Below are 12,796 nucleotides of genomic sequence, written 5' to 3' on the forward strand. Positions count from 1 at the left end.
GCGACTCGACCTTCGGCCAAGATTGCCACAACAACCGTTCAGCCGCGATGTTCCAGCACCTCGTCGACGATGCCGTATTCCTTGGCCTCCGGAGCGGTCAGGAAGGTGTCAACCTCGATATCCTTGCGAATCTTCTCCACATCACGACCGGTATGTTTGGCCAGTGTATTTTCAAGCCATTCGCGCATACGCAGCATTTCCTTGGCCTGGATTTCAATTTCCGTGGCCTTGCCAAAACCCTGGTCGATGGCTGGCTGATGGATGAGCACGCGGGCATTTGGCAGCATCAGACGCTTGCCCTTGGCACCGGCTGCCAACAGGATGGCGGCCGCAGAAGCGGCCTGACCGAGGCACACGGTCTGCACGTCCGGCTTGATGTACTGCATGGTGTCATAGATGGCGGTCATGGCCGTCATGGATCCGCCCGGGGAATTGATGTACATCATCACATCGCGGTTCGGATCCTGGCTTTCGAGCACCAACAGCTGGGCCATGATGTCATCGGCGGAAGTGTCATCGACCTGCACGCCCATGAAGATGATGCGGTCTTCAAACAGACGGGTGTACGGATCCTGCCTTTTGAAACCGTACGGGGTCTTTTCTTCGAACTGCGGCAAAACGTAGCGGTTCTGCGGCGCGAAAGCTGCTTCGCGAGCAGCCGCCGCCTGGAATCCGACCACTCCGGCCGGACCCGCAAGTCGCTCTGCTCGGGCTACGAACTGGGATTCTTCGCTTGCCATGTTCACTCTCCCTTGGTGGCGTTCATCGTGTCGTGCGTGGAGACGAGCTTGTCCACAAAGCCATATTCCAACGCTTCCTGCGCAGTGAACCAGTGGTCGTACTCGTTGTCGCGGTAGATTTCCTCAACCGTGTGGCCGGTCTGCTCAGCCGTCAGTTCGCTCATGGTCTTCTTCATGTCCATGATCAGCTCGGCGTTGATACGCACGTCGGTTGCGGTACCGCCGATGCCGCCGGAAGGCTGGTGCATGAGCACGCGGGCGTGGGATGTCAGGAACCTCTTGCCCTTAGTGCCGGAGCTCAGCAGGAACTGGCCCATGGATGCGCACATACCCAGGCCAACGGTCGCCACGTCAGGCTCGATGAGCTGCATGGTGTCGTAAATGGCCATACCTGCGGTGATGGATCCTCCCGGAGAATTGATGTACAGCCAAATATCCTTCTTCGGATCTTCGGCGGCCAACATCAGCATCTGCGCGCAAATGCGGTTGGCCATCTCATCTTTGACTTCCTCGCCCATCCAGATGATGCGGTCTTTCAGCAGACGGTTGAAAATCGGATCGGCGGGCCCTGCCGGCATGTCTTCGCCGGCCATGACGGGCAGAGGTGCACTGAAGTTGCTCACCTTGTCTCCTTTTCCTGTGTTCTCTATAGCTTCACAGCCTACCGCTTCGAAGCGACTGGGAACGAAATTGCGCTGACAGTGGAGTCTTCGTGCACCTCGATATGCGTCTTTGAGGGACTGCTTGACGAACTTACTTGACGATGGTGTTGTATTCAGGAACGCCCATATAGTTGTAGTTCACTTCCACACCTTTGGTCGAAGCCGCGGTCACGTTGGTATACCACAAAGGAATCACCGGCAGATCCTTCAGCAACACACGCTCGCTCTGCTGGTACAGGCTCACGGCCTTGTCCAGATCGGTTTCGGCCGCAGCCTGATCAATCAGCGCATCGAATTCAACACTCTTGTAATCGCCGTTGTTCAGTCCCTTGCCATCCGCGGCCAAAGAATCATATGCCTGCACCAAGTAGCCTTCCGGATGCGGATAGTCTGACTGCATGCCCGACTTGAACGCCGCATCGATGGTGCGCTCCTGAATGGCGCTCCTCAGCTCTTTGGACGTGGCGAATGGGTAACTTTCAGCATCGATACCAAGAGCGTTGCGAATGGAATGGACCGCAGCCTCCACCCATTCCTTGTCGGTGCCATCGGCGCTGTATGCGATGCGGAACGTTCCGCTCCATGGCGAAATCGCATCCGCCTTCGCCCACAATCCCTTGGCTTTCGCCTCATCGTACGTAAGCACGCCATCAGCGTCAAGATCTGTATCGTATCCCTTGATCACGGGAGCGAGGAAATCGGCGGCGGGCGTCACGGTACCGCCGAAAATCGAGCCAGCGATGTTCTTACGATCGATGGCATGCGCGATGGCCTGACGGCGATACTTGCCTTCCTCACCTTGGAAATGCTTGAGATTCTGTGAAATCGTAAATGCTGAGAACGACGGACCGGGCTTGCTGACGGCGGTGATGTTCTTTTCGTTCTGATAGGTTTTCATCGCGGAGGTAGGAATGGAATCGAGCACGTCAAGATTGCCTGCCAGCAGATCCGAATAGGCCGCGTCAAGGCTTTGATACACCTTGAAATCGATGCCTGCGTTCTTGACTTCGCGCGGCCCCTTGTAGGAGTCGTCTTTTTCAAGAATGATTTCTTCGCCGCTTTTGTACGCCTTCAGCTTGTACGGACCGTTGCCAATCGGTTTTTGCCCGTATTCCTTGGGGTTTTTGATAACTTCGGACGGCATGGGCAAGAAGGCGATGTCTCCGATTTTGTACAGGAACGCCGAGTTCGACGCTGTGAGCTTGACCTTCAGCGTGGTGTCGTCGACCACGGTAAGGCCGGATAGCTGCGCGGTTTTGGAGCCTTCAGCATCCTGCAGCTCATCGTAGCCCTGAATGTCTTCGAAAATGGAGGCTCCCACCTGTCCGTTGGCCGCGTTGGCCGCGAACGACCAGCTTTTCGCATACGTGTCGGCGGTGATCTTCTCACCATTGGAGAAGGTCAAATTCGGCTTGAGCACGATGGTGTATTCGGAAGCGTCATCATTTGGCGTGATCGATTCGGCTTCGACCAGTATTTCATTGCCTTCCGCATCGAATGTGACCAGACCGTCGTACAGTTGGCTGACGATCTTCCAGCCGGACATGTCGCTGGTATCGCTTGGCAGCAGACCGTTCGACGGTTCCGTAACGTTGACGCTGACCACCTTATCGGCACTGGCGACTTCGGTTACGGTATCTTTCGCTCCCACGGATCCGCAGCCCACAAGCAGCGCGACGATGGAAAGCGCTGCCGCGATTGACTTGATCAGACCGGCGGTAATGCTGCTACGCGGACGTTGATTGTTCATTGCTGTCCTCTCGATAAATGGTAGAGACAGCATAACAAGCCGGCATTTCCTAACGCAGCGCTTTCCTCACATTATGCTACAGGCTTTTTCTATAGCCGGCTATTTACGTTTTGCGCCGATTCGGAATGCCGCAATCAGACAGCAGATGGCTACGGAGACAATGGCAATCATCATGGCGAACGTCCAACTTCCGCCGACGGCTGTGGCATGACGGAACGCATCACTGACCTCTTCGCCCGAACCGGCCTGAGCCACCGACAGAATCGTGGAAAAGAGTGCTGTACCGGCGGCACCACCAAACTGCAGGCAGGTATTGAACACCGCATTGCCGTCCGGCATGAACTGAGGCGCGATATTGCGTAACGCATTGGTCATGATATTGGAAAAACCGAGCGAATAACCAAGTCCGAAAATGAAGTAGAAACCAGCAAGCGTGACGGGTGTCAGTCGCATGGAAAATACCAGCAGCAGAATCGGCCCGCAAATCGCGGCGAAAAACGCGCCGAGAATCGGACGTACCGGTCCGAAACGGTCATACAGCATACCGCCAACCGGTGCGAAGAACGCACCGATCAAAGCGCCGGGCAACACCAAAGCACCGGCGAGGAACGCGCTGGTGCCCAACGAAAGCTGCGCCACATTGGTGATCACATAGCCAAAACCAATGCCGACGATCGGCAGCAGCATATAGGCGACCAAATGCAACAACACCATCGGATCACGTAGCCATCCCAAACGAATCAGTGGCGAGAACGAACGCTTCGACGACCAGCCGAAGAACAACAGCGAACCCAACCCAACTATCAGACTCACCACGGCGAACACCGCCGACACCGTGGCGCTACTGCCGGCAACCGCAGCGCTGACCGCAACACCAGCCTGATTCAGGAACATCACCAATCCGCACAGCGCAAGCACAATCGAAACAAACTGCAACGGATTGAGACGCGCTTCTTCCGTCGGACGATGCTGTTCGATGCATTTCAAACCGACAGGCAGCGAAATCAGCAGAATAACCGGAATGACGATTACGAAAATCGCACGCCATGGCAGAATACTCGACACCGCGCCGCCCACGGTCGGTCCAATTGCCGGAGCCACAGTAATGACCAGCGAGCCAACGCCCATCAATCGTCCGACCTTGCTCTTTGGCGACTGCTCAAGAATGATGTTGATCATCAGCGGCGTGGCCACACCGGAACCCATGCCTTGAATCACGCGGGCGGTGAGAATGACCGGGAACGCATGGCCGACGATCATGATCAACGAACCGAGCACCGCAAGCGACACCGCGGCAAGGAACAGCGTGCGATGCTTGAACCGACGGTTGAGGTACGACGACAACGGCATGGTTGCGGCCACCACCAGCAGATAGATGGTGGTGATCCATTGCACAGTTGCGGTATCGACGTTGAATTCCCGCATAAGTTGCGGGAACAGTACCGTCATGACGGTTTCGGTGAGAATGCCAATGAAGGCGAGGGAGCCGACCGCCACAATCGCTCCGATGAGTTTGCCGGGGATGCGTTCGTCTGGCATTTTTCTGACGTTTTCGCTACTGTTTCGACTGATATGGCTGGTGGTTTCGAGCGTTGTATTCCGTTCTTGCATAATCACTTTCCGCGCACTTTTTCCTGCGGCCATGTGCGACGCCGCGATTGACGCATGGGCCTTGCTCATAGCAAGCAAGCATCAACCCCAACGAAGAATTTTAGCGGACCCCTAGTCCAACGGCAACGAAGAATGAGAACTGACACCACACTAGGCTCGATCAGAGTCACCGGTTTGACCACCATCCTTCTCATGCAGGATTTTGCGAATTTTCTCCAATCTCGGTTTGATCTCATGCTCGTAACCGCGATCGTTCGGATGGTAATATTCCCGCCCTACCAGCTCGTCCGGCATGTATTGCTGCGGAGCTACGGCTCCTGGCCAATCGTGCGCGTACCGATACCCCTCATGATTGCCCCAACTTTTCATCAGGGCGGTCGGCGCATTCCTCAAATGCAATGGCACTTGACCGATCAATCCCGCGTCCACATCGGCGAGCGCACTGTTGATGGCGTTGTAGCTGGCATTCGACTTCGGAGCGGTGGCAACGGCGAGCGCGGCTTCCGCGAGAATGATGCGCGCCTCGGGCATGCCGATCATGGCCACGGCTTGTGCCGCCGCGACGGTGACCTGCAGTATCTGCGGAGCCGCCATACCGACTTCCTCGGAAGCTGCGATCATAATGCGCCGTGCGATGAATCGCGGATCCTCGCCCGCGCGCAACATCCGTGCCAGGTAGTGCATGGTAGCGTCCGGGTCGGATCCACGCATGGATTTGATGAATGCGGAGATCACGTCGTAATGGTCGTCGCCGTCTTTGTCGTAGCGCACGGTGGCCACGTCCATGACCTGCGACACCACGTCGGGAGTGATGATCGGCCGTTTCGCGCCTTTTTTGCGTGCCTTGTCTCCGGTGAGCGCCCCTGCGGCGGCTTCAAGGATCGTCAATGTTTTTCGTGCGTCACCTCCGGCCATGCGCACGATTTCGTCAACGGCTTCGTCGTTGATTTTGACTTCGCTTTTAAGTCCACGCTCGCTTTCGATGGCCCTGTTGATGAGCGTTTTCAGGTCGTCGGGTTCCAGCGATTCGAGTTTGACGACCACGGATCGGCTCAACAGCGGTTTGATGACCGAGAAGCTTGGATTTTCCGTGGTGGCCGCAATGAAGGTGACGTCACGGTTTTCCACGCTTGGCAGCAATGCGTCTTGCTGCGATTTGGAGAACCGGTGCACCTCGTCGATGAACAGTACCGTTTCCTTGCCTTCCGCGACAAGACGGTCATGGGCTCGTCTGAGCACGTCCCGCACGTCCTTGACGCCGGAGGTGACTGCGGAAAGCTCTTCGAAGACTCGACCGGATTGTTTGGCCACAATATAGGCGAGCGTGGTTTTGCCGACCCCTGGAGGTCCGAACAGAATAATGGAGCTCGGTGCCGTCAGCGAGCCTTTGGACGCCGGATTGGCGAGCCTGCGCAGAGGAGAGCCCTGCCCTAACACCCGCGACTGGCCCACCACTTCGTCCACGCTCGACGGACGCATGCGCACGGCCAGCGGACGCGTCATGTCTTCGGGAGCGTCCATCGCGCCAAACAAATCCTCAGTCATAACTTCTACTGTACCGCAACATACGCAGTAATTCGAACACACGTTCGACGTTCGAGTTCATGCCAGACGGTAGACTGGCAATCATGGCTGACGATATGAATTACGGTTCTTTGGGCGCGTTGGCGCCGAGTTGGAGCGATGGCGAGCGCAACATCGACACGGACGAGATCTACGAGCGCTTTTTCGAGTGGGTGGCGGACATCAAAGGCGTTGAGCCGTGGCCCCATCAGGAAGAGGCCATCATGGACCTGCTCGCGGGCGACCATGTCATTTTGAACACACCCACCGGCTCCGGCAAATCACTGGTGGCGTTGGGCATGCATTTCGCGGCGCTGTGCACGGGCCGTCGCTCATATTACACGGCTCCGATCAAGGCGTTGGTGTCTGAGAAGTTCTTTGATCTGGTGGAGGTGTTCGGTCGTGAGAACGTCGGCATGATCACCGGAGACACGCACATCAACGCCGATGCTCCGATCATCTGCTGCACTGCGGAGATTCTCGCGAACCAGGCATTGCGTGAGGGCCGTCATGCCGATGTCGGCTGTGTGGCGATGGACGAATTCCATTATTATGGCGATGCGGAGCGCGGTTGGGCTTGGCAGGTTCCGCTGCTGACGTTGCCGAACACGCAGTTTTTGCTGATGAGCGCCACATTGGGCAACGTCGATGCGATCGCCGACAAACTGGAGGATATGACGGATACGGACGTCGACATCATCGCCAATGCGCCGCGCCCGGTGCCGTTGACGTACGAGTACACGCTCGACCCGTTGGAGAAGACCGTCGAACTGGCGTTCGGCAGAGGCGAAACACCGATTTATGTGGTGCATTTCTCCCAAGACGCCGCATTGGAGACGGCGAACGCCCTGGCAAGCACGGGCGTGTCCAGCAAGGAACAACGTGCCGCCATTGCGGAGGCGATCAAGGGCACGAAGTTCACCACCGCATTCGGCAAGATTTTGCAACGTCTGTTGCGCACCGGAGTCGGCATTCACCATGCGGGTATGCTCCCCCGCTATCGTCGTTTGGTCGAGCAGCTCGCCCAGCAGGGTTTGTTGCCGGTGATCTGCGGCACCGACACGTTGGGCGTCGGTATCAACGTGCCCATCCATTCCGTGGTGTTGACCGCATTGACCAAGTTTGACGGCACGAAAATGCGCAAACTGCGTGCCCGCGAATTCCATCAGATCGCAGGGCGTGCGGGACGTATGGGCTTCGACACGGAAGGCTTGGTCATTGCCGAAGGGCCGGAATTCGAAATCGAGAACGCCAAGGCCCTCGCCAAGGCAGGCAATGATCCCAAGAAACTCAAGAAAGTCAAGCGCAAGAAGGCGCCAGAAGGTTTTGTCACGTGGAATGAGAACACGTTCGACAAGCTGATCGACGCGGCCCCTGAAACTTTGGTGCCACATATGAAGGTCACGCATTCCATGGTGTTGAACGAAGTAGCGCAGGGCGGCGACGCACGCTACCGCATCGATCGCCTGATCGACGATTCGGCGCAGACTCCGGAACAGAAGAAGCGTCTTCATGATCGTGCCGACGAGATCTTCCAAACGCTGTTCGACACGAATGTGATCGAAGCAGAAGACCGCGACGATGGTGGCAAGGACTATTTCATGACCGTCGACATGCCGGATGATTTCGCACTTGACCAACCGTTGAGCCCGTTCCTGCTGGCCGCGTTGGAACTGCTTGATCCGGAATCGGAAAGTTACGCGCTTGACGTGATTTCCATGGTGGAAGCCACGTTGGAGGACCCGAAGCAGGTGTTGCGCGCGCAGGAACGTCAAGCTCGCGATGCGGCGATGATTCGCATGAAGGAAGATGGCCTCGACTATGACGAGCGCATGGACCGCTTGCAGGAAATCACCTATCCGAAACCACTGGAAGACATGCTTCAAGCGGCGTTCGACGAGTACCGCCATGATGTGCCTTGGGCCAACGATTACTGGTTGAGCCCGAAATCGGTGATCCGGGACATGGTCGAAACGGCCTCCGATTTCACTGGTTACATCTCGCGCTACAACATCGCCCGCTCCGAAGGCACGCTGCTGCGCTATCTATCTGACGCATATCGCACGCTGGCACGTACCGTTCCTTTGGAGAAGCGTAACGAACAGTTACGGGACATCATCTCCTGGCTGCGCGTTGTGGTTCGTTCCATCGACTCCTCGCTGGTCGACGAGTGGGAGAACGCGGGAGTCGGCACCGACGCTTCCGAAGCCGCCGCGAACCTGGCCGCGCCCGGTGCGAAGCAGTCCGTGGTGGAAGATCGTCGAGGCCTCACCGTGCTCGTACGCAATGCCATGTTCCGCCGCGTACAGCTTATGGATCTCGACAAGTCCGATGAGCTTGGCGCGCTTGACAAAGACTGGGGTTATGGCGTGCACGAATGGGGGGATGCGCTCGATGACTTCTACGATGAGCACGAATACGTCAACACGGATGCGAAAGCCCGTAGTGGCGAGCTGTTCATCCTCGACGATTCCAAGGAGAACAGCGAACACAGCTGGAAAGTGCGTCAGATCATCGACGATTCCGATGGCGACCATGATTGGGCCATCACCGGAACCGTCGATCTGGATACCACACAGTCGAGCGGCGAAGTCGTGTTCTTCGACTACAGCGTTTCCAACTGACGTCGCATTTCGTCGGCATCGACTTCCAAGGGCGGCCAGATCATGTTCATGTTCTTCAATACGTTGCGGAGCAGTTCGGACACGACCGCCCTTGAATACCAACGATTGTCGGCAGGCACCAGGTACCAGGGCGCCTGCTCAGTGCTCGTACGTGCGAACACGTCCTGCCATGCTGCCATGTAGTCATCCCAACGGGCACGCGCTTCAAGGTCGCTGGGGTCGAACTTCCAATATTTGGTCGGATCTTCCAGCCTGCCGAGGAAATGCTCCTTCTGCTCTTCTTTGCTCACCACAAGGAATATTTTGATGATGGAGCATCCGTCCGCAACCAATTGCGATTCAAATCGGTTGATTTCGTCATATCGTGCCTGCCATACCTCCTCCGGATATGTTTTGTAAATGCGTGGCATGACGATATCTTCATATTGCGATCTATCGAAAATGGAGATCCAACCATTCTGCGGCAGTTCCCGTTTGATGCGCCACAAATAATCATGGTCTTTTTCCTCGCCTGTGGGAGCACCGAAACCGTGATAATGCATTCCCATCGGATCACCTTGGCTGAACACGTGACGTACGATGCCGCCCTTGCCGGATGCATCCATGCCTTGCAGAATAATTAGCAGACGACGGCGGGATCCCTTCATGCCATTGGCGTACATCAGCCGCTGATATCGTGCGATTTCGGAAGAACTGATCGCAATGAACCGTTCCGCATCGTCTTTGTTGCCGTCAAAGCCCGGCGTGGAATCGCCGTCGATTCCAGCGACCCTCGTATCGTGGTGGAATCGTAGCAGCTGACCGGGAGGCAACGTCCATACGGAGCTGAGCAATTCGCTCGCTTTGGCGACGTTCGCGAGCCCCTCGGCAACGGAACTGCAGTTCTTCCCCTTCTCAAGTCTGTCCTCAACCTTGTTCAACGTCTTCGCAATGGACGACATCTTCGCATCCTTGTCTTTGTCTGGCATGACAAGCCTCCTTGCTTATCCCCTGATAATAAGCTATGCGGCGATTGAAACGTGGCATCGCCACACCCAATCGCCGCATACTGCTTTTCTTACGTTTTGCCTGACTTCTTTCATGCAATAGGGCGCTGATTCCTCGCTCTCTGCAAGAAATCAGCGCCCTATCGGTTTTCGCAGATCAAATGACGTCACTGCTTGGGCTTATCACCCTTTGATTTGTCGGACTTCGGCTTGTCAAATTTCAGCTTGTCCTGCTTGGCCGTATCTTTGATCGGCCTGCCGTTCTTGTCGAACTCAACCTGGCTTTCCGGATGCGTCTCGTCGAATCCCTGAACGTAGCGGGTCTGACGCCAATGGCGGATCGACGCGTTGGAACCACGATGATGCACATGGTACAGGCGTTGGGCACCGCCAAGCGGCATGACTTCCTTGGCCACGGCGATCTGGTTCACATTCGACGGATCCATAATGGCGATCGGCGCAACTGGTTCCGGTTCGGCAGGTGCCGCGGTGTGCTTCTGCATGCGTTCCGGCAGCCATTCCGCAAGTCGGCTCAACAGCCAGCATGCGATGAAGTAGATGACGGCGGCAACAACTAGCGTCTGCAGAATATTGAAGTACATCGAACCGAGTCGGCGTGATTCCTGCAACAGATCGGTATACATGATGATCGAGCCGAGGGCGGTATCCTTCAGCACCACCACCAACTGCGTCACAGCGGCAGGAAGCATGGCGTAAATGGCCTGCGGCACTTCGATTTCCATCAGCGACTGCGTGCGAGTCAGACCCAAGGCGAGCGACGCCTCACGCTGGCCGTTCGGCAAGTTGCCGACGCCGGAACGAACGAGCTCAGCCACCACTGAACCGTTATAGATCACCAATGCGAGTACAACAGCCCAATATGCCGGGCTTGCCATGCCGGCAAAAGCGAACCAACGCCAGAAGAAGATCATGAGCAACAGCACAGGGACCGCGCGGGCGAACTCAACGACGGCGCCGGAAATCGCACGAATCACGATGTTCGGAAGCAGACGGCCAATACCGAACAGCAAACCGAACAGGACCGCGCCAATCACTGCCAGCACGGAGGCGCGAATAGTAGCCCACAATCCCGGCAAATAGAAGTCGGTCCACGCTTCGGCATCAAGAGCCGGCTTCCACAGTTCCCAGCTCAGCTGGTTCTCGCCATCCGGCGGATTGTGAAGCCTCATGAGAATCAACACAACTACGATCGCGAAGGCGATGCCTGCGATCCAATTGACGATACGAATGGTTTTACGGCTCTTAGGACCGGGCTGGTCGAACAGCACCGCGCTTTCATTGCTTGCCATGGTGCGTCACCTCCTCACCGCGAGCTTGTTGGACAGATACGTGGTCAGCATGCCGATCGGAATGATCAGAATCACATAACCGAACGCGAAGATAAGGAAGATCGGAATAATCACGTCAGAACGGTATTCGATCATTTCGCTCATCAACGACGAAGTTTCGGTGGCGACGGATGCCGCGGCCGCAACCGTGGAGTTCTTCAGCAATGCGATGAGCGTATTACCCAACGGCGCCACAGAGCCGCGGAATGCCTGCGGCAGAATGATCTGGGTGGCGGACTGCATGAAGTTCAATCCCAATGCGCGACAGGCTTCAGCCTGACCGAGAGGCACCGTGTTGATGCCGGATCGGAGCGATTCGCACACGAAAGCCGCCGTATACAGGCTCAAGCCGGTGACGGCCAGCCAGAAGAAGTTCGTGGCGAACGTGTCGGAGAAGCTGAGCTTCAACTGCGCATAGGCGCCTAGCACCATGAACACCATGATGATGGTCAACGGCAGGTTCTTGAACAACTCGACATAAGCGCCCGATACCACACGCAACGATGCGACCGGAGAAATGCGCATCATCACGAGGATGACGCCAAGAATCGTGGAGAACAACGCCGACCACAAGGTCAGTTCGATGTTCACCAAGAACGCAGCCGGCACATTGTACTGGCTGAACAATGAGATGAACGCTTCCATTACTTCTCCCCCTCAGTCGGCTCCGGCGGATTGTACTTCGCGTTCGGCGTGTATGCGGTGCCCTTCGTGTTGTCGGAGATGGCACGCTTCCAAGAACCATCCTGAATCATATCGGCGATGGCGTTGTCGATCCGGGTGGCCAGCTTCGTATCGCCCTTCTTGATGCCGACGCCGTAATACTCCTGGGTGAACGGCTTGCCGACCACACGCAGACGGCCACGCGAAGCGGAGGCAAGACCTGCCAGAATAATATCGTCGGTGGTCACCGCATCAACGATGCCCGAGAACAGTGCAGTAGCGCATTCCGCGTAACCCGGCTGCTCCATGAGCTGCACTTCGTTGGCGAACTTCTCCTTGACGGTAACCGCGGAAGTTGAACCGGTCACGGAGCACAGACGCTTGCCGTTAAGATCCTCCGGACCCTTGATGGAGGTTTCATCCTTGCGAACCAGCAGATCCTGACCCGCAACGAAGTACGGTCCCGCGAAGGAAACAACCTTCTTACGCTCGTCAGTGATGGAATACGTTGCAACGATGAAATCGACATCGCCATTCTGCAGCATGGCCTCACGCTGCTTCGACGGCGCCTCCTTCCACACGATCTGGTCTTCGGAATAGCCAAGCTTCTTGGCGATGTACTTGGCCACATCCACATCGAAGCCAACATAGGTGCCGGACTTCTTGAAGCCCAGACCAGGCTGGTCGAATTTGATGCCGACGCGAATCTTGCCATCGGCATCGTCCGCACCACATGCGGACACTGCGAACACGCATGCAAACGCGCAGAAGGCCGCCATAGCCCTGCGCAGCATACGCTTCGCCCTCATAGAAAGTTTCATATCGAAAATCCTTCTTCTGTCTTATTC

10 protein-coding genes are annotated in these 12,796 nt (G+C 56.5%); 1 reads left to right on the forward strand and 9 read right to left on the reverse strand.

Annotated features, from left to right (window positions below; translation table 11 throughout):
• Positions 1-38 precede the first annotated feature (38 nt).
• From CE153_RS05350 to CE153_RS05370, 5 genes are all read right to left on the reverse strand, one after another.
• The gene (locus CE153_RS05350) at positions 39-740 is read right to left on the reverse strand and encodes an ATP-dependent Clp protease proteolytic subunit (RefSeq protein ID WP_039197652.1); all 702 of its coding nucleotides are present in this window, start codon (positions 738-740) and stop codon (positions 39-41) included.
• Between the two features lie 2 nt (positions 741-742).
• Positions 743-1,363 (reverse strand): ATP-dependent Clp protease proteolytic subunit, encoded by a 621-nt coding sequence (locus CE153_RS05355; RefSeq protein WP_172620097.1) that lies wholly within the window; start codon positions 1,361-1,363, stop codon positions 743-745.
• A gap of 130 nt (positions 1,364-1,493) precedes the next feature.
• Positions 1,494-3,152: a peptide ABC transporter substrate-binding protein gene (locus tag CE153_RS05360; protein ID WP_099595422.1), complete on the reverse strand. Its 1,659-nt coding sequence runs from the start codon at positions 3,150-3,152 to the stop codon at positions 1,494-1,496.
• A gap of 99 nt (positions 3,153-3,251) precedes the next feature.
• Positions 3,252-4,691, reverse strand: coding sequence for an MFS transporter (locus CE153_RS05365; RefSeq protein ID WP_099595423.1), 1,440 nt, complete (start codon positions 4,689-4,691; stop codon positions 3,252-3,254).
• A 222-nt stretch (positions 4,692-4,913) separates the two neighbouring features.
• Positions 4,914-6,308, reverse strand: a complete 1,395-nt coding sequence (locus CE153_RS05370) for a replication-associated recombination protein A (protein ID WP_099595424.1) — start codon at positions 6,306-6,308, stop codon at positions 4,914-4,916.
• An 83-nt stretch (positions 6,309-6,391) separates the two neighbouring features.
• Here CE153_RS05370 and CE153_RS05375 point away from each other — a divergent pair, with 83 nt between their 5' ends.
• Positions 6,392-8,950: a DEAD/DEAH box helicase gene (locus tag CE153_RS05375; RefSeq protein WP_099595425.1), complete on the forward strand. Its 2,559-nt coding sequence runs from the start codon at positions 6,392-6,394 to the stop codon at positions 8,948-8,950.
• On the opposite strand, the gene CE153_RS05380 is transcribed toward CE153_RS05375, so the two are convergent.
• From CE153_RS05380 to CE153_RS05395, 4 genes are all read right to left on the reverse strand, one after another.
• Entirely contained in the window at positions 8,932-9,918 is a 987-nt protein-coding gene (locus CE153_RS05380) for a PPK2 family polyphosphate kinase (RefSeq protein WP_099595426.1), read from the reverse strand. The two genes, CE153_RS05375 and CE153_RS05380, sit on opposite strands and share 19 nt — an antisense overlap.
• Positions 9,919-10,103: 185 nt before the next feature.
• Entirely contained in the window at positions 10,104-11,246 is a 1,143-nt protein-coding gene (locus tag CE153_RS05385) for an amino acid ABC transporter permease (RefSeq protein WP_099595427.1), read from the reverse strand.
• Between the two features lie 6 nt (positions 11,247-11,252).
• Entirely contained in the window at positions 11,253-11,930 is a 678-nt protein-coding gene (locus CE153_RS05390) for an amino acid ABC transporter permease (RefSeq protein WP_099595428.1), read from the reverse strand.
• Positions 11,930-12,769 (reverse strand): glutamate ABC transporter substrate-binding protein, encoded by an 840-nt coding sequence (locus tag CE153_RS05395; RefSeq protein WP_180753418.1) that lies wholly within the window; start codon positions 12,767-12,769, stop codon positions 11,930-11,932. The genes CE153_RS05390 and CE153_RS05395 overlap by 1 nt, the downstream gene beginning before the upstream one ends.
• Between the last annotated feature and the right edge of the window lie 27 nt (positions 12,770-12,796).

Origin of the sequence: Bifidobacterium sp. N4G05, from assembly GCF_002742445.1 — a bacterium.
Taxonomy (GTDB): Bacteria; Actinomycetota; Actinomycetes; order Actinomycetales; family Bifidobacteriaceae; genus Bifidobacterium; species Bifidobacterium hominis.

What these genes read in the sequence shown, in the direction of transcription:
- CE153_RS05350 (WP_039197652.1), bottom strand. Translation starts at nt 740, where the DNA reads ATGGCAAGCGAAGAATCCCAGTTCGTAGCCCGAGCAGAGCGACTTGCG.
- CE153_RS05360 (WP_099595422.1), bottom strand. Translation starts at nt 3,152, where the DNA reads ATGAACAATCAACGTCCGCGTAGCAGCATTACCGCCGGTCTGATCAAG.
- CE153_RS05365 (WP_099595423.1), bottom strand. Translation starts at nt 4,691, where the DNA reads ATGCCAGACGAACGCATCCCCGGCAAACTCATCGGAGCGATTGTGGCG.
- CE153_RS05370 (WP_099595424.1), bottom strand. Translation starts at nt 6,308, where the DNA reads ATGACTGAGGATTTGTTTGGCGCGATGGACGCTCCCGAAGACATGACG.
- CE153_RS05375 (WP_099595425.1), top strand. Translation starts at nt 6,392, where the DNA reads ATGGCTGACGATATGAATTACGGTTCTTTGGGCGCGTTGGCGCCGAGT.
- CE153_RS05380 (WP_099595426.1), bottom strand. Translation starts at nt 9,918, where the DNA reads ATGCCAGACAAAGACAAGGATGCGAAGATGTCGTCCATTGCGAAGACG.
- CE153_RS05385 (WP_099595427.1), bottom strand. Translation starts at nt 11,246, where the DNA reads ATGGCAAGCAATGAAAGCGCGGTGCTGTTCGACCAGCCCGGTCCTAAG.
- CE153_RS05390 (WP_099595428.1), bottom strand. Translation starts at nt 11,930, where the DNA reads ATGGAAGCGTTCATCTCATTGTTCAGCCAGTACAATGTGCCGGCTGCG.
- CE153_RS05395 (WP_180753418.1), bottom strand. Translation starts at nt 12,769, where the DNA reads ATGAAACTTTCTATGAGGGCGAAGCGTATGCTGCGCAGGGCTATGGCG.